The 23,826-nt window shown below is 66.5% G+C and carries 18 protein-coding genes and 1 pseudogene; 8 read left to right on the top strand and 11 right to left on the bottom strand.

The genetic code is table 11. From position 1 onward, the window contains the following. The 3 genes and pseudogenes from ABZ293_RS14895 to ABZ293_RS14885 all read right to left on the bottom strand — a co-directional run. Positions 1 to 1,796, bottom strand: a pseudogene (locus tag ABZ293_RS14895) (DNA-directed RNA polymerase subunit beta); the annotation flags it as partial. A 427-nt stretch (positions 1,797 to 2,223) separates the two neighbouring features. Further along, the gene (locus ABZ293_RS14890; RefSeq protein WP_355180769.1) at positions 2,224 to 4,263 is read right to left on the bottom strand and encodes a CocE/NonD family hydrolase; all 2,040 of its coding nucleotides are present in this window, start codon (positions 4,261 to 4,263) and stop codon (positions 2,224 to 2,226) included. A 158-nt stretch (positions 4,264 to 4,421) separates the two neighbouring features. Then, positions 4,422 to 5,180 (bottom strand): TetR/AcrR family transcriptional regulator, encoded by a 759-nt coding sequence (locus ABZ293_RS14885; protein ID WP_355180767.1) that lies wholly within the window; start codon positions 5,178 to 5,180, stop codon positions 4,422 to 4,424. A gap of 46 nt (positions 5,181 to 5,226) precedes the next feature. Between ABZ293_RS14885 and ABZ293_RS14880 the strand changes: the two genes are divergently transcribed. Further along, a complete protein-coding gene (locus ABZ293_RS14880) occupies positions 5,227 to 6,747 on the top strand; it encodes an FAD-dependent monooxygenase (protein WP_355180765.1) in 1,521 nt (506 codons plus the stop codon). A gap of 16 nt (positions 6,748 to 6,763) precedes the next feature. Here the strand turns inward: ABZ293_RS14880 and ABZ293_RS14875 are convergent, their stop codons facing one another. Next, positions 6,764 to 7,309 (bottom strand): LppP/LprE family lipoprotein, encoded by a 546-nt coding sequence (locus ABZ293_RS14875; RefSeq protein WP_355180764.1) that lies wholly within the window; start codon positions 7,307 to 7,309, stop codon positions 6,764 to 6,766. A 169-nt stretch (positions 7,310 to 7,478) separates the two neighbouring features. Between ABZ293_RS14875 and ABZ293_RS14870 the strand changes: the two genes are divergently transcribed. The 3 genes from ABZ293_RS14870 to ABZ293_RS14860 all read left to right on the top strand — a co-directional run bounded on the left by ABZ293_RS14870 (position 7,479) and on the right by ABZ293_RS14860 (position 10,714). Then, entirely contained in the window at positions 7,479 to 8,369 is an 891-nt protein-coding gene (locus ABZ293_RS14870) for a bile acid:sodium symporter family protein (protein ID WP_354950937.1), read from the top strand. Between the two features lie 131 nt (positions 8,370 to 8,500). After that, the gene (locus tag ABZ293_RS14865) at positions 8,501 to 10,255 is read left to right on the top strand and encodes a protein kinase (RefSeq protein ID WP_355180762.1); all 1,755 of its coding nucleotides are present in this window, start codon (positions 8,501 to 8,503) and stop codon (positions 10,253 to 10,255) included. A gap of 90 nt (positions 10,256 to 10,345) precedes the next feature. Continuing rightward, entirely contained in the window at positions 10,346 to 10,714 is a 369-nt protein-coding gene (locus ABZ293_RS14860) for a DUF1304 domain-containing protein (protein WP_355180760.1), read from the top strand. Here ABZ293_RS14860 and ABZ293_RS14855 read toward each other — a convergent pair. Next, complete coding sequence (locus ABZ293_RS14855; RefSeq protein WP_355180758.1) at positions 10,711 to 11,466, bottom strand: DJ-1/PfpI family protein; 756 nt, start codon at positions 11,464 to 11,466, stop codon at positions 10,711 to 10,713. The genes ABZ293_RS14860 and ABZ293_RS14855 overlap by 4 nt on opposite strands. A 150-nt stretch (positions 11,467 to 11,616) precedes the next feature. Between ABZ293_RS14855 and ABZ293_RS14850 the strand changes: the two genes are divergently transcribed. Beyond that, positions 11,617 to 12,729: a PQQ-dependent sugar dehydrogenase gene (locus ABZ293_RS14850; RefSeq protein ID WP_355180756.1), complete on the top strand. Its 1,113-nt coding sequence runs from the start codon at positions 11,617 to 11,619 to the stop codon at positions 12,727 to 12,729. Between the two features lie 6 nt (positions 12,730 to 12,735). Here the strand turns inward: ABZ293_RS14850 and ABZ293_RS14845 are convergent, their stop codons facing one another. Further along, the gene (locus ABZ293_RS14845; protein WP_355180754.1) at positions 12,736 to 13,425 is read right to left on the bottom strand and encodes a hemerythrin domain-containing protein; all 690 of its coding nucleotides are present in this window, start codon (positions 13,423 to 13,425) and stop codon (positions 12,736 to 12,738) included. A 205-nt stretch (positions 13,426 to 13,630) separates the two neighbouring features. Between ABZ293_RS14845 and ABZ293_RS14840 the strand changes: the two genes are divergently transcribed. Next, positions 13,631 to 14,347, top strand: a complete 717-nt coding sequence (locus ABZ293_RS14840) for a TetR/AcrR family transcriptional regulator (RefSeq protein WP_355180753.1) — start codon at positions 13,631 to 13,633, stop codon at positions 14,345 to 14,347. Between the two features lie 26 nt (positions 14,348 to 14,373). On the opposite strand, the gene hutI is transcribed toward ABZ293_RS14840, so the two are convergent. The 5 genes from hutI to hutH form a co-directional block, all read right to left on the bottom strand. Then, complete coding sequence (gene hutI, locus ABZ293_RS14835; RefSeq protein WP_355180797.1) at positions 14,374 to 15,549, bottom strand: imidazolonepropionase; 1,176 nt, start codon at positions 15,547 to 15,549, stop codon at positions 14,374 to 14,376. 29 nt (positions 15,550 to 15,578) lie between these two features. After that, complete coding sequence (locus tag ABZ293_RS14830; protein WP_355180751.1) at positions 15,579 to 16,883, bottom strand: formimidoylglutamate deiminase; 1,305 nt, start codon at positions 16,881 to 16,883, stop codon at positions 15,579 to 15,581. A 73-nt stretch (positions 16,884 to 16,956) separates the two neighbouring features. Then, positions 16,957 to 18,171 (bottom strand): allantoate amidohydrolase, encoded by a 1,215-nt coding sequence (locus ABZ293_RS14825; RefSeq protein ID WP_355180749.1) that lies wholly within the window; start codon positions 18,169 to 18,171, stop codon positions 16,957 to 16,959. Further along, a complete protein-coding gene (gene hutU / locus ABZ293_RS14820) occupies positions 18,168 to 19,820 on the bottom strand; it encodes a urocanate hydratase (RefSeq protein ID WP_355180747.1) in 1,653 nt (550 codons plus the stop codon). The genes ABZ293_RS14825 and hutU overlap by 4 nt, the downstream gene beginning before the upstream one ends. 30 nt (positions 19,821 to 19,850) lie before the next feature. Continuing rightward, a complete protein-coding gene (gene hutH / locus ABZ293_RS14815; protein WP_355180745.1) occupies positions 19,851 to 21,398 on the bottom strand; it encodes a histidine ammonia-lyase in 1,548 nt (515 codons plus the stop codon). 86 nt (positions 21,399 to 21,484) lie between these two features. Between hutH and ABZ293_RS14810 the strand changes: the two genes are divergently transcribed. Continuing rightward, positions 21,485 to 22,267 (top strand): IclR family transcriptional regulator, encoded by a 783-nt coding sequence (locus ABZ293_RS14810; protein ID WP_355180743.1) that lies wholly within the window; start codon positions 21,485 to 21,487, stop codon positions 22,265 to 22,267. Positions 22,268 to 22,477: 210 nt separating this feature from the next. Continuing rightward, complete coding sequence (locus ABZ293_RS14805; protein WP_355180741.1) at positions 22,478 to 23,800, top strand: family 1 glycosylhydrolase; 1,323 nt, start codon at positions 22,478 to 22,480, stop codon at positions 23,798 to 23,800. Positions 23,801 to 23,826: the final 26 nt, after the last annotated feature.

Below are 23,826 nucleotides of genomic sequence, written 5' to 3'. Positions count from 1 at the left end.
ACGGCCTGACGCTGCATGTTCGCACCCATGAGGGCACGGTTGGCGTCGTCGTGCTCGAGGAACGGAATCATCGCGGTCGCGACCGAAACCATCTGGCGCGGTGAGACGTCCATGTAGTCGACCTCGTCCGGGGGGACGAATTCGATATCTTCGCCGTGGCGTCGGGCCAGGATCTTGTCCTCCAGGAAATGTCCGTCCGCGCCGAGCTGCGAGTTGGCCTGTGCACGCACATACCGTTCCTCCTCATCGGCGGTCAGGTACTCGACGTCATCGGTGACCTTGCCGTCGACCACCTTGCGGTACGGCGTCTCGATGAAGCCGAACGGGTTGACCCGCGCGTACACCGACAGATAGCCGATCAATCCGATATTCGGACCTTCCGGGGTCTCGATCGGACACATCCGGCCGTAGTGGCTGTGGTGCACATCGCGCAGTTCGAGGCTGGCACGCTCGCGGGACAGACCACCCGGGCCCAGCGCCGAGAGGCGGCGCTTGTGGGTCAGACCCGAAAGCGGGTTGTTCTGGTCCATGAACTGCGACAGCTGCGAGGTTCCGAAGAACTCCCGGATCGCCGCGGTGACCGGGCGGATATTGATCAGGGTCTGCGGCGTGATCGCCTCGACATCCTGGGTGGTCATCCGCTCGCGAACCACCCGCTCCATGCGCGAGAAGCCAACCCGGATCTGGTTCTGGATCAGCTCGCCGACGGCTCGCGTGCGTCGGTTGCCGAAGTGGTCGATATCGTCGACCTCGACCGGCACCTCTTCGCCGCCGGGCGCGGTCATCACCCGATCACCGCCGTGCAGGCGGACCAGGTACTCGATGATCGCGACGAGATCTTCCTCGGACAGCACCAGCGCCGTGCCGGAGTCGATGCCGAGCTTCTTGTTCATCTTGTAGCGACCGACGCGCGCCAGGTCGTAGCGCTTGTCCTTGAAGAACAGGTTCTCCAATAGCGCCTGCGCGGACTCCTTGGTCGGCGGCTCGCCCGGACGCAGCTTGCGGAAGATATCGAGCAGTGCGTCATCGGTGCCGACCGTATTGTCCTTCTCCAGGGTCGACATCATGATCTCGGAGAAGCCGAAACGCTGGGTGATCTGCTCGGTGCTCCAGCCGAGTGCCTTGAGGAAGACCGTCACGGGCTGGCGGCGCTTGCGGTCGATGCGCACACCGACGGTGTCGCGCTTGTCGACATCGAACTCCAGCCAAGCGCCACGCGACGGAATCACCCGCACACTGTGCAGATCCTTCTCGGTGCCCTTGTCCACGGTGTGGTCGAAGTACACACCCGGCGAACGCACCAGCTGCGACACCACGACGCGCTCGGTGCCGTTGATGATGAACGTGCCCTTTTCGGTCATCATCGGGAAATCACCCATGAAGACCGTCTGGCTCTTGATCTCACCGGTGTTGTTGTTGATGAACTCAGCGGTCACGAACAACGGCGCCGCGTAGGTCATATCCTTGTCTTTGCACTCGTCGACGGAGGCCTTGACCTCCTCGAAACGAGGATCCGAGAAAGAGAGGGACATCGACCCGGAGAAGTCCTCGATCGGCGAGAGCTCCTCGAGAATTTCCTCCAGCCCGCCGGTCGGGATCTGCTGGCCGCGAGCGGCGGCGCTGGCCTTCCATTCGGGGGTACCGATCAACCATGCGAACGAATCGATTTGCACATCCAGCAGGCCGGGCACTTCGAGCGGTTCCCGGATCTTGGCGAAGGATATCCGCTTCGGCGCGCCGGGCACACCGGCAACTACCTGGTCTTTGTCGGCGACCGTCCGGCTCGATACTGACAAGGTGCGTCCTTCCCCTCACGCGGATCGCGGCACCCCGCGATCACCGCTTGTCCACTGACGAATTTCGCCCCGGATGCGCACCCGAACGAAACTCGCGCACCACACGAGGAAACACCAACCGCAACGGATGATGTTTACAACGATTGGTTCATGAGGTGGACGGGAGGCAACCAGCGCAACGTCCAAAATTACACTCGTACCCACTGAATGTCGAGTGCGAAATCAAAACTTCTCGGCCCACGCCAAAACCCCGCCGAATTACTTCCCATTTATACAATAACTCCGCCATCCCGTTCCAGTCAAGTCTCGCCACATATTTCGAACCAATTCGAAAGCCCAACCGCCGATCCAGGTTTCGAGCTGCGCGGACTGGAACACGAGCGCAAGCGCCTCCCGGTGCGATCCGATGACGGTTCGGATCGCGGGGTCAGCCGATGGGCCGGTCCGTTGGCAGGTTGATGAAGCTCGGGACGTCCGGATCGAGTCGCAGGTATTGCGTTTTGAATTCGGTGGCATTGAGCATCGGCCGGAAAGCCAAGGCCTTCGGCGGGTTCGCGGCGAAGATGTCCACGCGCAGCCGGTGCTCGGCTTCCAGCACGGCCTGGGTCGGGATGACCGCGATATCCAGCGTGACCGGCTTTCCGGGCTCGACCGGCAGCAGGCTGTCCAGGGTGATCGGATTGAACGGCGCGGTGTAATCGCCGTTCGCCGAGCGCACACTCTTGGCCTCGTCCACCGCGCGCAACGATGCGGTGAGCTGTCCGGTGCTCAGCACGGTCGAGGTGCCATCGGGGGCGACGTCGTTCACGGTGACGCTCCAATATCCGTCGGTCGCATCGTGAATCGCATTGAGATGCACATTGATCGGACCGGAGATCACCGTCGGTTCGGTCATCGCCTTGCTGGTGAAGGTCAGCGCATTGCTCTCGGCGACCCGGGAGTCCTTGGCGCAGACATCGAAGGGCGAGAAGATTCCTGCTGACCCCTGGGCGGCATCGCGCGAGCATACGGTGGACAGGCCGGGCGCCACCTGCAACTCGAGCCGATCGCGCGGCTTCGTCCCCACCAATGATCCGTCGTGCACCGCATGGTCGGCGGTATTGCTCGACGCCGGGGACAGATAGACACGGCGATGGGTGACACCGGCTTCCGGGAACGTCCTCATGGTCTTCCAGCCGGAACCCTGCTCCCACAGCGTGACCGGCCCGAAGTCGTCGAGACCGCTATCGATGCCCTTGAGCCACTTGTCGAACCACACCCGCTGCAGCACATCCAGCCGCGGCGGGGCACCGGGCGCACCCGTGCCCGCACCCGGATTCGCATGGTAGGTATCGCCGATCACCAACTGCTTCTTCGACGCGGGCAGCGGGATCGCGTTGTAGAGTTTGGCCGCGCTATTGGCGAAGATATCGTGCCAGCCGCCATATACGAAGGTGGGCACCGTAATTCGTTCCGGATGCCCCAGAATCCCCTGCCGGAAATCACTGCGCTCGTCGAGTGCGGCGGCCAGCGCGGTCGGCATCCGGTCCAGGGACGGGGTCAGCAGCGCCTGGGCCAGCAGATCGGTATTCGTCGTCGGATCGGCCAGCCGCGACTGGAGCCATTTCCAGTCGAAGGTGCCGTTGAGCATCGACTGCACGTCCGGGATGATCTTGGTCTGGTTCACATTGCTGAGCCACATCGGCAGGAAGGTCGTGCCGACGCCACCACCCGGCGCGACGACATCGCGCATCAGATCGCTGCCCGCCTCCACCGGGAAGATGGCCTTCAGTTCCGGCGGGGGGTCTTCGGCCGCACGCAGCTGGTTGATGCCCGCATACGAGCCGCCGCTCATTGCGACGTCACCGTTGGACCACGGCTGGGCCGCCGCCCAGCGGATCACCTCGCGGGTATCCAATTGCTCACGCATGCCGAGGGTGTTCCACTGGCCCTGCGAGAAGCCGGTACCACGCACATCGGCGACCACCAGCGTGTACCCGCTGCGGATCAGACTCCGGTCGATGCCGAGGATGGTCTGGATGGTGCCGCCGTCGAGCAGGTGGACCAGGTCGCCGAATCCGCTGATCGGAGTGCCGGACAGATTGATTCGCCGAACCAGATCCATCGTGAACGACTGCAACCCGGGCGTGGCCAGTGCCGTATCGACCAGATTGGTCACGAGTTTCGTATATGGCGTGAGGTTCACGATCGTCGGCAGCGGAGTGTTCACCACCGCATTCGTAGCGTCGACGGGCCGATAGACATTGGCCTTGAGTACGACGCCGTCGCTCATCTGAATCGGGACATCCCAGTCGATATGCACATCGGGGTACTGCTGCGGTCCGTCGTGCATCGCGGTCCAACGCTCGGCGAGCGCACCGGCGCTGGTTTGCTCCGCGGTCGCGGGTCCACCACCGCTCCAGGTAAGCGCTACTGCTGCGACAGCGACGGTCGCCAACCGAGCCGCACGAATAAGCGCTGATGCCACTCCATGCCCCGACAACTATTTGCCCTTTCTCGACTGGTACGCAGCATGCGGACAGGGGTCGCTTCGATTGACGCGCCCAGACCATAGCAATCAACTGGCGAATATTCGGTTAGGTGCGGTCCGTTCGGTTCGTCGGATTTGCCACCGACTGCCAGCGGCTATTTCGGCAACCCCAAGCGGTCCGCGATGCCATCGAGGAGGCAGGTCAGGGTCCATTGGACGGGGTCGGTGCCGCCGGTGGTGGTGCGGGCGGCGAACCAGCGGGCGAAGGCGGGGTGGCGGCCGTCGGCGAGGATCGGCGCCAAGATGGGCTGTGCGGCGGCAGCCAGTTCATCGTCGGTGTGCAGCCCGGAGCGGGTGCGCATGCGGTTTTCTTCGGCGAGTTGCAGTGCTGCGCCGATGAGGTGGCCGTCGACGGCGGCGGTGATCAGGGTCATATCGTCGGCTGTGATGTGCAGCGGCTCGAGTAGGGCGAAGCGGAAGTCGAAGTAGCGCAGCGCATTCGGCCCGAGCGGCGGTCGCGTGTGCACGAGTTCGCCGAACCAGAGGTGACGCTGGATCACCGACCAGGTGGCCAGCGCGAGATCTTCGAGCGCCGTGCGCCACGACCCCGCAGACTTTGCGGGCAGCGGAATCTCACCGTAGACGGCATCAATCATCAGGTCGACCAGGCCGTCTTTGCTGCCGACGTAGCGGTACAGCGACATCGGCGTCGACGCGCCGACCGCCGTGGCGATCCGGCGCATGGTCAGCGCGCGGGCGCCCTCGGCATCGGCCACCGTCAGTGCCGCACGCAGGATGTTCGCCCGGCTCAATGTCGTGGTCGGTCGCCCCGGCGGTTCCGGTAGCGACCAGATCAGCGGTCCGGGCGGTGACGACTCCTCGTTCATGCCTTCGCCTCGCCGACGCTCGTTCATTGCCACCTCCTTGCCGGGCATTCAACCATTCGTGTACAAAGTACACATGATGTACAACGTACACGCACCTCGCGTTCTGATTGTCGGCGGCGGGCTGGTCGGGCTCTCGGCCGCGCTGTTCCTGCGCCAGCAGGGCGTGGCGACGGTGCTGGTCGAGCGCAGGCCGACCACCTCACCGCAGCCCAAGGCCCGGCGCATCAATATCCGCACCATGGAGCTGTTCGGCCAGCTCGGCATTGCCGACGAAGTCCTGGACGCCGCCCGCGACCTCGCGGAGTACCAGCACTTCGCGGCCGGGCCGACGCTCGCACAGGCCACCCGCATCCCCTTCACACTGCCCGGCGGTGTCCCCGACTGGTCGACCATCACTCCGGCCACCGCCTGCCTATGTGCCCAGGATCTACTGGAGCCGGTGCTGCGCCGCATTGCCGTCACCCGCGGCTGCGACGTGCGGTTCGGCGTCGAACTCACCGACTTCGCGACCGAATCCGACGGCATCGTTGCCACGCTCCGCGCCGCCGACGGCACGGTCGAACGGCTGCGCGCGGACTATCTGATCGCGGCCGATGGCGCGTCGAGCCCGATCCGCGAACGGCTCGGCATCCCACGTGACGGTCGCGGCACGCTCGGCCGGGCGGTCAATGTCTACTTCCGCGCCGATCTGTCGGATTTGGTGCGCGGACGCGAATTCAACCTCTGCCAGATCGAGAACGCCGACGCACCCGGGGCTTTCGCCTCGATCGACGGGTTACACCGGTGGATCTTCACCACCACTGATGGTATCGACCGCCCCGTCGAGGAATGGCCGAACGTATTGCGAACGGCCATCGGCGTTCCCGATATCGCCATCGATGTGCTCAGCGTATTACCGTGGGAGCCAGGGATGTTCGTTGCCGAGCGCTACCGTGCGGACCGCATCTTCCTGGCCGGTGACGCCGCCCACGTCATGCCGCCATTCGCCGCCGCCGGTGCCAATACCGGCATCGAGGACGCACACAACCTCGCCTGGAAGCTGGCGGCCGTCCTACGCGGCGAAGACCCGGCCTTGCTGGATACCTATCACGAGGAACGCCGCCCGGTCGGCTGGTACATCGCCGACCAGTCGAGCATTCGAACCGCCAACTTGCGCACCATGAATCGTGAATCCAGGGACGCCACACCGCTCGCCGACCCGATCGCATTGATCCTCGGCAACCGCTATCACTCGGGCGCGGTCATCGATGACGGCAGCCCGAACACCATGGCGCACCTCGATCTGACCGGCCAACCCGGCACCCGCGTGCCCCATCGCTGGCTGTCCGACGGCCGCTCCACGCTCGACCTCGTCGATACGGCATGCGTCCTGCTCATCGGACCCGATGGCACCAACTGGAAAGCCGCCGCCGCGCACCTGCCACTCGAAGTCCATGAGCTGGACCAGGATTGGGCCGATACCGTTGGCCTCTCCCCGAGCGGCGCGCTACTCGTACGTCCCGATCAGATCATCGCCTGGCGCATGCCGACCCTGCCCGACGATCCGGCCACCGAGCTGAATACCGCCTTGGACCGGATCTTCCGCCGAACGTAACCGGCAGCCGGAAGGGCTATTTCGGTGGCGTCCCGATCGTCCGGACTTGCTTTCCATCCCAGTGGAATTGGACCGGCGTAATGGTGCCGTCCGGACAGGCATTGCAGCTGCCGGGCGTCTTATAGGTCACACCGACGGTGTCATCGGTCGTCCGGCCCGGGTCCAAGGCGGTGAACCCGTGACTGTCCCGGGTCGCCGTCCCGACGAAGTCACCCTTGTGGAACAGCAGCACCTGCTCCGGTGAGCTGCCCGTCGCACCCGGCACGGTGATGATCACGGCCGACAGTGTGACGCACGGATCGAATGTGCCAACGAAACTCGCCGGATCGGTAGACCACGCCGCCTTTGTGATCGGCTCCGCGGGCAGCGTCGCGATTGCGGAGCGGATCACCGGTGCGGCCAGGTCGAGCCCGCATTTCGCCAGCGGCGCGGCACTCGACGTGGTCGCGACCGCAGTGGTCGCGCTGGAGACGGTCGCGGAGCCGCTGTCGCCCGATCCGCAGGCGGTCACGCAGGCGAGTCCGGTACCGAGGGTGAGCAATACGAGCCGATAGGTCTGCATCCGGGGAAAGCCCTTCAGGTCCGACGAGTGTCTCGATCGCGCAGCACACACATCATCGCATCGGCGAATCCGGCGGCCCGCCCTGGCCGGGCTCCCATGGCTGGAGTCGCCGGGTTGCCGGTGAGTCGATAACGTCAGTACCCGACCGAGTCCTGATGAGGAGATCTGAATGGGTTCAACGATTTTCGCCGTGTTCCTACCGCTGGCCCTGGCGCTGGTGATGTTCGGACTCGGGTTGACCTTGACCGTCGACGACTTCGCGCGGGTGCTGCGCTATCCCAAGGCCGCGGTGATCGCGCTGGTGTGTCAGATGGTGGTACTGCCCGCCATCTGCCTCGGCCTGGTCTACCTGTTCCGGCTCGAGGGTGCGCTGGCCGTGGGAGTGATGTTGCTCGTCGCATCCCCCGGCGGTCCGTCGGCGAATCTGTTCAGTCATATCGCCGGTGGCAATGTGGCGTTGAATATCACACTGACCGCGATCAATTCGATCCTCGCGGTCTTCACCCTGCCGCTGGTGGTCACGCTGGCCTTCACCCTGTTCATGGCTGACGACGCCACGATCGGGCTGCGGCCGGACAAGTTCATCCAGGTGTTCGCGATCGTGCTGGTCCCGGTCGCGCTCGGGATGTGGGTGCATCGCCGGTTCACCGCATGGGCGGACCGGATGCGCAAGAACGTCAAGATCGTCTCCGCGGTGGTGCTCGCTCTGGTCGTGGTGGCGGCGGTGGGGCGCGAATTCCACACGCTGACCCAGAACATCGGCAAACTCGCCACCCTCAGCCTGCTGCTCTCGACGTTGAGCTTCATCATCGGCTACACGGTGCCGCGGATATTCCAGGTGCAGGCCGATCAGGCGATCGCCTCGGCAATGGAGATCGGTATCCACAACGGCGCCTTGGCCATCGCGGTCGCCTCGAGCGTGCTGCACAATTCGCAGATGGCGGTGCCACCCGCGGTGTACGGGGTGCTGATGAACATTCCGGCCGTCATCGCCGCGTATCTGCTGGCACGGCAGGTACGGCGGGACGCTCCGGCGCCGGTTCCGGCGGCGCACGGCTAGATCGCATGCCGCGAAACGCGGGGGCTACTGCTGCTCGATAACTCGGTCGAGGCTCGGTGCATGCGGACACCGAGCGCGGCCATGGGTAGCCTTTGCCTGTTCAACGTCAGGTGAGAGGACCCCATTTCGCGATGCGACCGCTCGGCACAGACGATCCAACGCGGATCGGGGACTACCGACTGCTCGGCCTGCTCGGCGCGGGCGGGATGGGGCGGGTGTACCTCGGCCGCAGCGCGGGCGGCCGCACGGTCGCGGTGAAGGTGATCCGGCCGGATCTGATCGGCGACGAGTACCGGGAGCGATTCCGGCGCGAGGTCACCGCGGCGCGGCGGGTCGGCGGCAAATTCACCGCACAGGTGCTCGACGCGGATGTGGACGCCACGCCACCGTGGCTGGCGACCGGATATGTCGCCGGGTTCTCGCTGACCGACGCGGTCGAGCAGTTCGGCACATTCAGCGAGAACACGCTGCTGGTGCTCGCGCACGGACTTGCCGAGGCATTGATCGCCGTACACGGTGCCGGAATCGTGCACCGCGATCTGAAACCGTCGAATGTGCTACTGGCCGTGGACGGGCCCAAGGTGATCGACTTCGGTATCGCCAGGGGCGCCGAGGACAGCGCGCTCACGACCACCGGGAATGTCATCGGCTCACCGGGATTCATGTGTCCGGAACAGGTGGTCGGCCCGGCTATGGGACCCGAAGGCGATGTATTCGCGCTCGGCGGCGTCCTGGTCTACGCGGCGACCGGGCAGGGGCCGTTCGGCTCCGGCGAGACGGTGCAGATGCTGTATCGCGTGGTGTACGAGGAGCCGCGCTTGGCGGCGGTGCCGGAGCGGTTGCGTCCGCTCATCGCGGCATGTCTGAACAAGGACGTCGCGGCGCGTCCGACACCGCACCAACTATTGGATCAGCTGGCCGAACTCGGTGTTCCGGAACGCGGCGGCTGGCTGCCCGCGCCGGTGCTGGAGGAGGTGAGCAGGCGGGCAGTGGCGCTGCTCGATCTGGAGTCGGTCGAGCTGCCGCAGGTCGGGTTCGCGCAACCGGCGCAGGATCCGTCACGGTCGGCGCCGACGGTGTCCCGGCCCGTGCCGCAATCGAATTCGGGGCCGCACACACCGCCACCGCCGACGAATTCGGGGACCGTGGGGGCGGGGCAGGGCTCGGCCGATACGGTGGCCTGGCGCGCCGGTCGGACGGGTGGATCGAATGTGTACGCGCCGTACCCTCCGGCGTACGACCGGTCCGGGCCGCAACCCGCCTACGCCGCTGGGCCGCAACCGCCCCGCCAGTATCCGAATCACCCCGCTGCGCAACCGAAGAGGCACGGTCGCCGTACCGCATTGATCATCGGCGCCGTTGTGGTCGGTGTCGTGGTCGCGGTCGGCGCCTTCGTCATCGGCACGCAGCTCAACGGCAAATCCTCCGACTCCGCTACCGCGAATCGTTCCGCGACGGTCAGCACCACCTCCGATGCGACCGACAGTGCGCCCTCCTCGACCACGGAGGTCTCGCGCACCGCGACAGCGGGCACATCGGTGCCGGAAGCGTTCGTCGGCAGATGGACCGGGACCGCCCGGGATGCGCTGGCCACCTTCGATATCGAGTTGACCATCCGGGACGGAAATGTCGGTGAAGAGATCGCGACCTCGTCGAATACCGGCCAGGCCTCGGGTAGTCGTTGTGAACGCGCCGAACGTCTGACCAGTGTCACCGATAACGAGATCGCTTTCGTGGCGCGGCTGTCCGGCGGTGCGAACGGCTGTATGGATGAAGGGTCGGTCTCGAAGGTCGTACTGCAACCGGACGGTTCGGTGAGCTACAGCTTCAGCGGCGGTTTCAGCGGGCTCCTCGGAAATATCACCGGGACCCTGCACAAGAGTTAGTACCCGGCGGGATCGCCCTGGCGCGCCTGCCGACGCACCGGTCCGCAATCGATCATCCTGTGGACGACACATTCTCGAAGGGATCAGTTCATGCGCGTGGTAGCCGAAGTACTCGTCGGCCTGGTGGCATTGCTGCACATCTACATCCTGGTCATGGAGATGTTCCTGTGGACGACGCCGCGGGTGCGCGCGGCCTTCGGCAGCACCGCCGAATTTGCCGAGCAGACCAAGGTATTGGCCGCAAACCAGGGGCTCTACAACGGTTTCCTGGCGACCGGGCTGATCTGGGGCGTCATCGCATCGGACCCGGTCGGATTCGCCGCGATGATCTTCTTCACCGCATGCGTTGTCATCGCCGGGATCTACGGTGCAGCGACCGCGAGCCGTCGAATCCTGTTCGTACAGGCCCTGCCCGGCGCGATCGCCCTGGTGGCGGTGCTGGTGGCAGGCAGTAACTAACGCTTGCCGAGTCGACGACGGGCGCGGGCGCGACCGATCGCCGTCGTCCACGACAGTTTGGCGATGGCGCTCGCCTCCCGGACGACGGCGCGTGGATCGGCGGTGAGCAGATCGGCGCCCTCGCGACCGAATATCGCGGTGACCTTGCGCCGCACGGCCGAACTCGCCTTGCTCATATGCCCGCTGTCGAAGGGCGGTTGCGGATCGTATTCGATCATCAGCTGGATCGCCTCGGCCGCCTCCTTACCCGCAATCTCCCCCGCCAGCCACAGGCCGAGATCGATACCGGCCGAGACGCCCGCGGCGGTCACGATCTTGCCGTCCCGCACGATCCGCTGCTCGGCGCGTGGCTGCGCGCCGAGCGCCTGCAACGCCGACAACCCCGCCCAGTGCGATGTCGCTGGCTTGTTTTCGAGAATCCCCGCTGCGGCAAGGACCACCGATCCGGTACATACCGATGTGGTCCAGGTCGAGGTCTCGTGCACCTGTCGCAGCCAGGCACGCAGCCGTTCGTCGGCGGCCGTGGTCGCGGTCGCGGGGCCCGAACCGCCGATCAGAACGATATCGGGAGATGGTGTCTCGTCGAAGGAGTGCGTGGCGCCGAGCAGCAGGACACCGCTGTCGGTGGTGATCGGCCCCGGCTCGTGCCAGACGAATCGCAGCCGTGCACCGGGCAGTAGTCGAAGCACCTCATAGGGCCCGATCACGTCGAGCGCGGTCATGCCCGGATAGACGACGATGGCGATCTGCATTGATCTTTCCCTCCCACGGCGGCTGGCCCCGCTGTCGAGCCTAGCGCGCCGCATCGGAACCCCATCTCGACATCAGCGAGCGTGGACCGGGCAGGATCGATGTACACCCCCGCCGGTGACCGACCGCAGGCGCAGATCGGAGGCAGACGCATGGGGATCACAGGTTCGATTGCGCGTCGACGGATCACCGTCGCCGCCTTGTTCGTGGTGGGCGTCGTCGCGGGCTGTGCCAGCGGTTCCCAGGCACAGCCCGATCGGACGACGGCCGTGGTCACCACGACCGCGCCGAGTACACCATCGGGTGTACCGGATCTGGATGCGGGAGAGGAGATCGTCGGCGATATCGCCGTGCCGTGGGGGCTGGCGTTCCTGCCCGATGGTGACGCGCTGGTCGCGGAGCGGGATACCGGGCGGATTCTGCGCGTGCGTCCCGGGCGCGCGCCGGAGCAGGTTTACGAGGTTCCAGGTGTCGTCGCGCGCGGCGAGAGTGGTCTGCTCGGGCTCGCGGTTGCCCGGGACTATGCCGAAACACGTTATGTCTACGCCTATTTCACCGCCGCTGACGATAACCGGATCGTGCGGTTGCGACTCGACGGACAATCGGAGGTCATTTTCGACGGCATCGCGAAGGCCAATACTCATGACGGCGGCCGGATCGCCTTCGGGCCCGACGGCATGCTCTACGTCGGAACCGGTGATGCGGGGGACGGCGGTCGAGCTCAGGATCCGGCCAGTCCGAACGGCAAGATCCTGCGCCTGACACCCGATGGCGCTGCGGCACCGGGCAATCCGACGCCCGGCTCACCGGTCTACAGCCTGGGCCACCGCAATGTGCAGGGTCTGGCGTGGGATCAGGCGGGGCGACTCTTCGCCGCCGAATTCGGCCAGAACGCCTTCGATGAAATCAATCTGATCGAACCGGGCCGCAACTACGGCTGGCCCGCCGTCGAGGGTGTGGGCGGTGCGGATCGCGGATTCACCGACCCCCAGATCGTTTGGAAGCCCGCCGAAGCATCGCCATCGGGCATCGCCATCGCCGGTGACACCCTCTACGTCGCGGCGCTGCGTGGCGAACGACTGTGGACGGTCCCCCTGCACGACGGCACACTCGGCACGCCACAGTCCCGCATACCCGACCTCGGTCGCCTACGCACGGTGGCGATCGCCCCCGATGGCGGCCTGTGGTTGACCACCTCCAACACGGACGGCCGCGGTGACGTCCGTGCCGGTGATGATCGCATCATCCGCTTCCCCGCACGGTGAGCCGAGCTATTTCGCAACCTTTCCGACCGAGTCCAGATCGCGGCGCAGCAGTGCGGTCTCCCTGGCATGGCCGCGACGGCCGAACAGGCGGTGCAGCAGCCGGATCTGGACCGGGACGCGGCTCCGGAATTCCGCCCATTCGCGCTCGTCGGCCTCTTCGGCGATATGACCGAGGAAGATCGGAGCCCGCCGCAGCGGCAGCGACGCCAGACCGCGCCTGCCGAGTTCGGCCCATTGCGACTCGGTCAATGTCTCGGACACGACCGGCAGTACCGAATCCTCTTCCAGGCGAAGATGTTCGGTCAGCACCTCATGGAGTCGGCGCAGGTCGTCGACCAGTAGATCCACCGTTTCCGTCCCGCCCTGGTGTTCCCATTCGGCCAGTTCGGCATCGACGCGCCGCATTACCGTGTCGATCTCGTCGTGCTGGGCTGCCATGCAATCGACCAGTGCCGAATCCACCTGCGCCGAAAGCAATCTCGGCCACACCAGCTCATCCTCGGAACCATGGTGCTGTTGCAGGGCGGTGAGCATCTCGCGAGCGTGTTCACTGATCCGCGCTACCTGTTCGACATCATTGGGCGAGGTGACCTCGACAATGTCTGCCAGCAAACGGAATTCGCGACGGAAGACCCGGTGCACCAGCACCATATCGTGGGTATCGCAGCCCGGTTCCCGCGCCGCCCGGCGGCTCATAACACCTGCTCCCGCTCCGGTAACGAACCCGTGCCCACGGCGAATGCGGGCAGCGCAAATCCAAGATCCCCGATAGTCATTTAGTTCCTCCCGAACCTAAATGCACTCCAGTGCAATAAGTGCAACCTAGTATAGGTTTGGCCGCGCGCACCCCGTCAAGATGACAATGCGCCCTGTCGAGATGACAATGGAGGACCATCCTCGAATGACCGAGCACCGAGCCCGTGTCAGCGATTCCGCCCAGCTCAGCGATTCCCAACTCAGCAACACCACTCAGCTCAGCAATACCACTCGGCTCAGCGTTCAGGTCGACGAAGCCACCCAACTCACCTCGGGCCGCGTCGCCCAACGCCGACGCACCCGCAAGGCCATCGTCGACGCCTCCATGACCCTGTTGCACCGCGGCATCGAACCGTCGGTCAATGACATCGCCGCCGCGGCCGAGGTCTCCCGGCGCACCGTCTACCTGCACTTCCCCACCCTCGACCAGCTGATGCTCGCTGCGACCATCGGGCTGCTCAGCGCGAATACCGATGCGGCGCTGACACATATCCACTCCGCGGACCCGCGCGTGCGCATAGCCGAACTGGTGCGGGCGATGGGAGCCGAGATCACCGAACTACTACCGATGGGTCGGCGGCTGGTGAAGCTGTCCGCCGACCCGCCAGCAGCGGACGCACCGCGCCCCGGACTGCGCCGGGTGCGCTGGATCGAGTGGGCGCTCGAACCAGTGCGTGAACAGATCTCCCAGCGGCAGTTCGACGATCTCGTTTCGAGCATTGCCGTGGTGGTCGGCTGGGAGGCGTTCATCGTGCTGATCGATGTGCGCGGACTCGCGCCCGATGCGGCCGTGGATGTGTGCGCCCACACCGCGAGCACGCTGGTGGATTCGGCACTGCGGTCATTGGATGGAACACCGTAGATCCGAGCACTTCTGCGGTAGACGAATCACCCTGCGGTATCCGATAATTCGGCAACAGCAACCGGAACGCGCGCGCCGAGCCGCCACACCGCGCGGGTCAGCGGGACGCCGGGCCGGTAGGCCAGGTGTGTGGCCGACGGCGCATCGAGCACCTGGAGATCGGCGCGCGCACCGACCTCGATGACACCGACATCGTTGCGGCGCAGGGCCTTCGCGCCCGCCGCGGTTGCCGCGTATACCGCTTCGGCCACCGACAGACCCATTTGGAGTACGGCGGTGGCCACACAGTAGGCCATCGAGGTGGTGTAGGAGCTGCCCGGATTGGCATTGGTGGCAAGGGCGACGGTCGCGCCCGCGTCGAGCAGTGCGCGGGCCGGGGCAAGCGGCTGACGGGTGGACAGGTCGCAGGCGGGCAGCACGGTGGCGACAGTGTCCGAGGCGGCCAGGGCCTCGATATCGGCATCGGTGAGGTGGGTGCAGTGATCGACGCTGGCGGCACCGTGGCGGACCGCCAACTGCACGCCGGGACCGGTGCCCAACTGGTTGCCGTGGACGCGCAGTCCGAGACCGCGTGCGGCAGCTGCGCGCAGCACGCGATCGGACTGATCCTCGTCGAAAGCTCCTGTCTCACAGAAGACATCGGCCCAGCGCACATGTGGCGCGACCGCATCCAGCATGGGGCCGCAGACCAGGTCGACATAGGATCGCGCATCGGTATCTGGCGGTACCAGATGCGCACCGAGATAGGTCACCTCATCGACGGTGGCAGCGGCGATGCGGGCCGCGCGCTCCTCATCGAGCACGCTCAGGCCGTATCCGGTCTTGGTCTCCAGACACGTTGTGCCCTGCCGGTAGGCCTCGGCGATATGCCGCCGCAGATTGGCCGAAAGCTGTTCGTCCGAGGCACTTCTGGTGGCGGCGACGGTGGTCGCGATGCCACCGGCCCGATAGGGCTGACCGGCCATTCGCGCCTCGAATTCGGCGGTGCGGTCACCGGCGAAGACCAGATGGGTGTGACTGTCCACCCAGCCGGGCAGTGCCGCGCGGCCGCCGATATCGACCTTGCGATCGGCGGCGGGCGCGGCGGCGGCCGGACCGATCCAGCCGAAGCGCGCACCGTCGATCACCACGGCGGCATTGTGCAGCGGCCCGTCCGATGTGTTGGTGGTGAGCTCACCGATTCCCGTGATGAGGGTGGACACGGCTTCCTTTCCGTCGGTGGACAATGACCTCACGGTGCGTACAAGGCCCGAATCTCGTCGCGCAGTGTGATTTCGGGTTGCGCCATCAGCAGATGGCGGCCGTCCGAGACCACCTCTCGCCCGGCAACCAGTACCTCGCGGATATCGCTTGCCGTGGCGGCGAACAGCGCGGCGGCCGGTTCGGCGCCCGCGGTTCGGATGGAATCGAGCTCAACGGTGACCAGATCCGCCGCGGCACCGGCCTCGATGCGTCCGACCTCCGGCCAGCCGATCGACGCGTGATCGGTTGCCGCGGTGAACAACTGCGCCATATCGAAGCGTCCGCGCGCGCGGGCGGCAAGGCGCTCGTTCAATTCCAGCGCACGCCATTCCTCGAAGCCGTCGACGACGGCATGACTGTCACTGCCGAGACATAGCCGAACTCCGGCATCGAGGAGTTCGCGGGCCGGTCCGATGCCGTCGCCGAGATCGCGTTCGGTGGTCGGGCAGAAGCAGGCCCGCGCCCGTGCCGCGGCGAGCAGACCGATATCGGCGGCGCTCATGTGCGTGGCGTGCACGGCCACCGTATCCGGCCCGAGCAACCCGGCTTCGGACAGCAATGTGGTCGGCGTCCGCCCATGTGCGGCAAGGCAATCGCTGTTCTCCGCGGGCTGTTCGGACAGGTGGACGTGCACCGGCCGTCCGTCGGCCTGTTCGGCGATCACCGCCAGCGCCTGCGGCGGCACCGCACGCACCGAATGCGCGGCCACACCGGTACGCACCAGCTCCGATTCGGGTTTGAATGCGGCGGCGCGCTCGGCCCATGCAGTCGCGTCACCGTCACTGAAGCGGCGCTGGTGTTCGTCCGGCATTCGGCCGAATCCACCGGTGAGGTAACAGGTGTCGAGCAGGGTGAGCCGGATTCCGGCGTCCTCGGCGGCCGCGGCCAGTGCGGTACTCATGGCATTCGGATCGCGGTACGGCATCCCGCCCGGCGCGTGGTGCAGGTAGTGGAATTCACCGACGCTGGTGTATCCGGCGAGCACCATCTCGGCGTATACCCCGCGCGCGAGGCGGTAGTAGGAATCCGGATCGAGCCGGTCCGCGATGGCGTACATCCGTTCCCGCCAGGTCCAGAACGAGCCGCGGTCGTGGTGGGTACGGCCGCGCAGCGCGCGATGGAAGGCGTGCGAATGCGCATTCGCGAAGCCGGGAACGGTCAGCCCGCGCAACACCTTTCCGCTCGGCTCGGTCCCCGGTAGCACCGAGCGGATCGACGATCCGGCGACCTCGATCGTCACCCGTTCCGCCAATCCATCCGGTAGCCAGGCGAATTCGGCCCAGTACCCGCTCATCGGATCGAATCCCTGCACATCGGGTTCGCGCGAACATCCGAATCCCCGGGCATGCGCACCTCGCACTGCACGCTCATGTCGCCAAGTCCTCGAGCACGCGAGCGAGGCTCGCTGCGCCGAAATCCACGTCCGCAGGTTCGGAGTGTTCCTGCGGCGCATGGCTGATCCCGGTTGGATTGCGCACGTAGAGCATGCCCGACGGCACATGTGCCGCCAGAATGCCCGCATCGTGCCCGGCACCGGTGGGCAGCGCGGGGACACCGCCGAGCACGCCGTCCATGCGGCCGCGCAGCGCGTCGTCGAAAACGACATCGTCGGAATACGATTCCTCGGTCACCGTGACCTCGCATCCCTCGGCGGCCGCGGCCTCCCGGGCGAATCCGGCAATATCCTCGACCAGCGCGGCCGTGCGTCCGTCTCCGGCAACGCGCGCGTCCAGCCAGAGATCCACCGTCGAGGCGATGACATTCGTGCCACCCGGTGTCGGTATCAGTTTGCCTACGGTGGCCCTGGCATCGTCGGTGGCCGCGGCAACACGGCGGGCGGCGGCGATCACCGCGGCCGCGGGCAACATCGGATCGTGCCGATCGGGCATACGGGTCGCACCCGCGTGATTGCCCTGGCCGGTGAAGGAGAACCGGTAGCGGCCGTGCGCGATGATGCTGCTGCCGGTGGCGACCGGACTGTCCAGGCCGATCAGCCCGCGCCCCTGTTCGACATGCAATTCGACGAAGCAGCCGATATTCGCCAGCGCATCAGGATCCGCGCCGAATCGCCGCGGATCATGCCCCGCCTCGGCCGCGGCCTCGGCGAAGGTGATCCCGGCGGCGTCGCGCAGTCCGCGGGCGCGGTCGGCATCGATGGCACCGGTGAGCAGCCTGGACCCCAGGCACGGCACCCCGAAGCGCCCGCCCTCCTCCTCCGCAAAAACCAATAGCGCGAGCGGTTTCGCGGGCGCGAAACCCTTGGCGCGCAGGATATCCACGGCGGCGAGAGCGCTCGTCACGCCGAGCGGGCCGTCGAACGCACCGCCGCCGGGCACCGAGTCCAGATGGCTTCCGGTGACCACCGCACCGGCACCGGGAGCCCCCCACCATGCCCAGATGTTGCCGTTGCGGTCGGTGGTCACATCCAGGCCGCGTCGGGCCGCCTGTTCGGTGAACCAGTCCCGCAATTCCAGCTCGGCGCGGTCGTAGACGTGCCGGGAGTATCCGCCGCGCCGCGCATCCCGGCCCACCTCGGCAATTTCGGTGAGCAGGCCGTTCGCGCCGCCGCCGGCCGCCGTCACCGGTTCTCCCGCATGGGGATTCGCACGCCGCGCTCCTCGGCGACCGCGTTGGCGCGGTCGTAGCCGGCGTCCACATGCCGAATCACACCCATACCGGGATCGTTGGTGAGCACGCGCTCGATCTTCTGTCCGGCCAATGCCGTTCCGTCGGCAACGCAGACCTGTCCGGCGTGGATGGAGCGGCCCATGCCGACGCCGCCGCCATGGTGGATCGAGACCCAGCTCGCGCCGGAGGCGGTATTGACCATCGCGTTGAGCAGCGGCCAGTCGGCGATGGCATCGGAGCCATCAGCCATTGCCTCGGTTTCGCGATACGGCGATGCGACGCTGCCGGAGTCGAGGTGGTCACGGCCGATGACCACCGGCGCCGTCAGTTCACCGCTGGCGACCATCTCGTTGAAGCGCAGACCGGCCAGATGCCGCTCGCCGTAGCCGAGCCAGCAGATGCGGGACGGAAGCCCTTGGAAGGCAACGCGTTCCCCGGCCAAAGTGATCCAGCGGCGCAGAGATTCGTTCTCGGGAAACAGTTCCAGCATCGCGCGGTCGGTTGCGGCGATATCAGCCGGATCGCCGGACAGCGCCGCCCAGCGGAATGGCCCCTTGCCTTCGCAGAACAGTGGCCGAATGTAGGCCGGTACGAATCCGGGGAAGTCGAAGGCCCGCGCGCAGCCACCGAGTTCGGCCTCCCCCCGCAGCGAATTGCCGTAGTCGAAGACCTCCGCACCCCGGTCGAGGAAGCCGAGCATGGCATCGACGTGATCGGCCATGGATTCGCGGGCGCGGTCGGTGAATTCGTCGGGCTTCTTGGCCGCGTAGTCGGCCCAGTCCGCGAGCTCGACCCCGCGCGGCAGATACGCCAGCGGATCGTGCGCGGAGGTCTGGTCGGTGACGATATCGACCTCGACACCGGCCGCGAGCAGTCGCGGCAGGACCTCGGACGCATTGCCGATCAGCCCCACCGACAGCGCCTTTCGTTCCTTGCGCGCCTTCGAGACCCGACGTACGGCATCGTCGAAATCGGTGGCGATCTCATCGAGGTAGCGGTCGTGCACCCGGCGCTCGGCGCGCGCCGGATCACACTCGACGACCAGCGCCACCCCGCCGTTCATGGTGACGGCCAACGGCTGCGCACCGCCCATACCACCCAATCCCGCGGTCAGGGTGAGGGTTCCGGCGAGGGTGCCGCCGAAGCGCTTATCCGCCACCGCCGCGAACGTCTCGTAGGTGCCCTGCAGGATGCCCTGGGTGCCGATGTAGATCCACGACCCGGCGGTCATCTGCCCGTACATGGTGAGCCCGAGCGATTCCAGCCTGCGGAATTCCGGCCAATTCGCCCAATCGCCGACAAGATTCGAATTGGCGATCAGTACGCGCGGCGCCCACTCGTGTGTCCGGAATACCCCGACCGGCTTACCCGACTGCACCAACAGGGTCTCATCGGCATCGAGCGTGGTGAGCGTGCGCGTGATCGCGTCGAAGCTGGCCCAATCGCGCGCGGCCTTACCGGTACCGCCGTACACCACCAGATCCTGCGGCCGCTCCGCCACTTCCGGATCGAGGTTGTTGTGCAGCATCCGCATGGCGGCCTCGGCCTGCCAATTCTTGGCCGTCAGCCGCGACCCACGCGCCGCCCGAATCGTTCGTGTCATCAAATTCCCTCCATATCAGCGAATGGCCCGTCAGGAGCCGAGGTGTGGCGCGACGGCGGCCAGCAGCTCGCCGGAGCGGATGAGTTCGGCCGCGGCGGCGATCTCCGGTGCCAGGTGCCGGTCCGGTCCCGGACCGTCGACCCTGGTGCGCAGCAGCGCACGGGCCGCCGCGGTGGCCGGACCGGGCCGCAGCGGGGCCCGCAAATCCAATGCCCTTGCCGCCGTGAGGTATTCGATGGCAAGCACGGTACTCAGCCCGTGCACGGCCCGGCGCAGTTTGCGGGCGGCCGACCAGCCCATCGACACATGGTCTTCCTGCATCGCGCTGCTCGGGATCGAATCCACCGAGGCGGGCATGGCGAGGCGTTTGAGCTCACTGACAATGCCCGCCTGCGTGTACTGGGCGATCATATGGCCCGAATCAACACCCGGATCGGCGGCGAGGAAGGCCGGAAGGCCGTGTGAGCGCGCGACATCCAGCATTCGGTCGGTGCGGCGCTCGGCCATGCTCGCAACATCGGCGACCGGAATGGCGAGGAAATCGAGGACATACGCCACCGGCGCACCGTGGAAGTTGCCATTGGACTCGAGCCTGCCGTCGGCGAGCACCACGGGATTGTCGATCGCCGAGGCCATTTCCCGATCGGCGACCGTTCCGGCATGGGCGAGGGTGTCGCGGGCGGCACCGTGCACCTGCGGTGCACAGCGCAGCGAATACGCGTCCTGCACCCGGTTGCAGTCCGGACCGCGGTGGCTGGCAACGATATCCGAGCCCGCCAGCGCGGCCGCCATGCGCCGCGCCGAGAGTGCCTGTCCCGGATGTGGACGCAGCGCCTGCAGATCGTCGGCGAAGACCCGGTCGGTGCCGAGCAGTGCCTCCACGCTCATGGCGGCGGTGATATCGGCGACGTCGAGCAGTTCCCCCAGATCGTTGATCGCCAGCGCCAGCATGCCGAGCATGCCGTCGGTGCCATTGGTGAGCGCGAGGCCCTCCTTCTCGGCGAGTGTCAATGGTTCGATCCCCTTGGCGCGCAACGCATCTGCCGCCGAGACCAGGTTGCCGGACGAGTCGGTGACCTCCCCCTCCCCCATCAGCGCCAGCGCGACCGCCGCCAATGGCGCGAGATCACCGGAGCAGCCGAGCGAGCCGAATTCGTGCACCACCGGCGTAATGCCCGCATTGATCAACGCGGCCAATGTGAGTGCCGTCTCCGGACGCACCCCGGTATGTCCGGTGGCCAGCGTGCGCAGCCGCAACACCATCATGGCGCGCACCACCTCGGTCTCGACCGCCGCACCCGCGCCAGCGGCATGCGAACGGATCAGCGACCGCTGTAGCGCGGCCCGGCTCTCCGGTGGTATGTGCCGGGTGGCCAGCGCGCCGAAGCCGGTGGACACGCCGTAGGTCGGGACCGTCCCCGCCGCCAGCGCGTCGACATGCTCGCGCGCGTCGGTCAGCCGCTTCTCGGCGGCCGCGCTGAATCGCACCCCGGCGCCGCGGCGGGCGACGGCCACGATGCGTTCGACGGTCAGCGGCCCGTCCAACTCCACGGGCGGTAACTGCGTGGTTTCCGGCATAGGCCCATTCCACAACCACGAAGGCGGGTGGAGAATGAGGCTGGGCCAGGTTCTGTCTGGTATCCGAGACAATCGCAGGAAGAGACATGGGAACGAGCAGCGATATTCCGGCACTTCGGCGCGGCCTCGCCGTGCTGCAGCTGATGGCGACCAGGGCGGGGCCGATCGCCGCGTCGACCATCGCGCGCGAGCTCGGCATCCCCCGTTCCACCACATATCACCTGCTCGCGGAGTTGGAGGAGGCTCGCTTCGTCACCCGGCTGCCCGCCGAGCGGCGCTACGGCCTCGGCATTGCCGCCTTCGAACTGGGTTCGGCCTATCTGCGCCACGATCCGCTGGAGCGGGTGGCCGGACCGTTGCTGCGCGAGCTGGCCGGGCGGGTCGGGCACAATGCGCACCTCGGAGTCCTGCACGGTAACGAATTGCTGTATCTGATCAAGGAACGCCCGCCGCGCCCGGAGACGCTGGTCACCGATGTCGGCGTGCGGTTGCCCGCGCAGCTCACCGCATCGGGCCGGGCGATCCTGGCGCATCTGCCCGCCGCCCATGTACGAGCGCTGTTCCCGTCGGCGGCGGCCTTCGTGCGCCGCACCGACCGCGGGCCGACCAGCCTCGCCGCGCTGCGCGGCATTCTGGCGGCCGAGCGCCGTCGCGGCTGGGCGAGCGAGGACGGCCATGTCACCGCCGGATTCGCCTCGGTCGCCTATCCAGCCTTTGATCACGACCATCGGCCGATCGCGGCGATCAGCGTGACATTGCGGCACCACTGCGAGCGGATTCCCTGCGCCGCCGACTGGGCCGATCTCGCCGCCCAGGTGCGCAACACCGCAGACGATCTCACTCGGCGCATCGGTGGGCGGGTGAGCTGAGGATCAGCCCTGTCCGTACGCGAACAGGGAGCAATCGTTGTGATGCCACGTCTCGTCCGTCTTTTCAAGGCACTTCCGGCAGCATTCGCGACACACCGGCGCGCAGCCCAAGGTTCAGCTATCCGATGGTTACGCTGGCAGATCATCGGCCGGCGCGGCGCTGCGCCGGTGACGCACGACCGAACAGTGCCGGATCGGGACAGGAGCTCGATGCGAACACCGATGCGCCGACGTGCCCTCGTCGCACTCGCCATGATCGCGACCGCACTGCTGCTGCCCGGTGTCGCCATGCCGAGCGCACACGCCTCCATCGCACCGTTCGGCCGCGAATTCCTCTGGGGCGTAGCATCATCCGGCTTCCAATCCGAGGGCCACGCGCCGGACAGCAATTGGACCCGCTACATCGATTCCGGCAAGGCCGGGGACGACTACGAGAATTCGGTCGACTTCTACCGGCGCTATATCTCCGATATCAATCTGGCCGCCCGCCTCGGGGTGCGGGTGTACCGGATCGGCATCGAATGGGCGCGCGTGCAGCCGCAACCCGATACCTGGGACGAGGCGGCATTCGGCTTCTACGACAATGTGATCGCGCGCATTCTCGCCGCCGGTATGCGGCCGATGCTCACCCTGGATCACTGGGTGTATCCCGGCTGGGCCGCCGATCGCGGCGGCTGGCGCAATCCGGGCATGGTCGAGGATTGGCTGGCCAATATGCGAAAAGTGGTGAACCGCTATACCTCTCGCAATCCACTGTGGGTCACCTTCAACGAGCCGGCCGCCTATATCGGCACGGAGTTGCGCATCGGCGCGATCACCCCCGATGATGCGCCCGCGATGTTGGACCGAATTACCCAGGCGCACAACGCGATTTATGACACCATTCATAAAAACATGCCCGACGCGGAGGTGACGAGCAATCTCGGCTATGTCGCGGGTGCCGAGACCGAGGTGAATCAGCCGATTGTGGATCGGATCGCGGATAAGCTCGACTTCATCGGCGTCGACTACTATTTCGCGCCGGTGCCGGAAACCAGCAAAGCGGTGCAGGGCGGTTCGAACGAGGGTCCGCCGATCTGGGAACTGCCCATTCACACCGAGGGCATCTACTACGCATTGCGTCACTACGCGAAGCTATTTCCCGATCGCCCACTGTATGTCGTGGAGAACGGCATGCCCACCGAGGACGGTAAGCCGCGCACCGACGGCTACACCCGCTCCGACCACCTCCGCGACACCGTCTACTGGCTGCAGCGCGCCAAGGCCGATGGCATCAATGTCATCGGCTACAACTATTGGAGCCTCACCGACAACTACGAATGGGGAAGCTACACACCGCGTTTCGGCCTCTACACCGTCGATGTGCGGACCGACCCCACCCTGACCCGCCAACCCACGGACGCGGTAGACGTCTACCGCGGCATCATCCGGTCCGGTGGCGTTCCGGCCGACTACCGCCCGACCCGTGCACCGGTCGAATGCGGACTGGTCGACCCACCCGACAGCTGCGACGAATCCGTCAGCGTTCCCTAGCCGCAGACGCGCCGACGGTTTCGCCC

It is taken from the genome of Nocardia sp. NPDC005998 (assembly GCF_040614395.1).
In the GTDB taxonomy this organism is placed as follows: domain Bacteria; phylum Actinomycetota; class Actinomycetes; order Mycobacteriales; family Mycobacteriaceae; genus Nocardia.
Note: the sequence above shows the minus strand (reverse complement) of the source record. Positions and strands in the feature narration are given on the sequence as shown.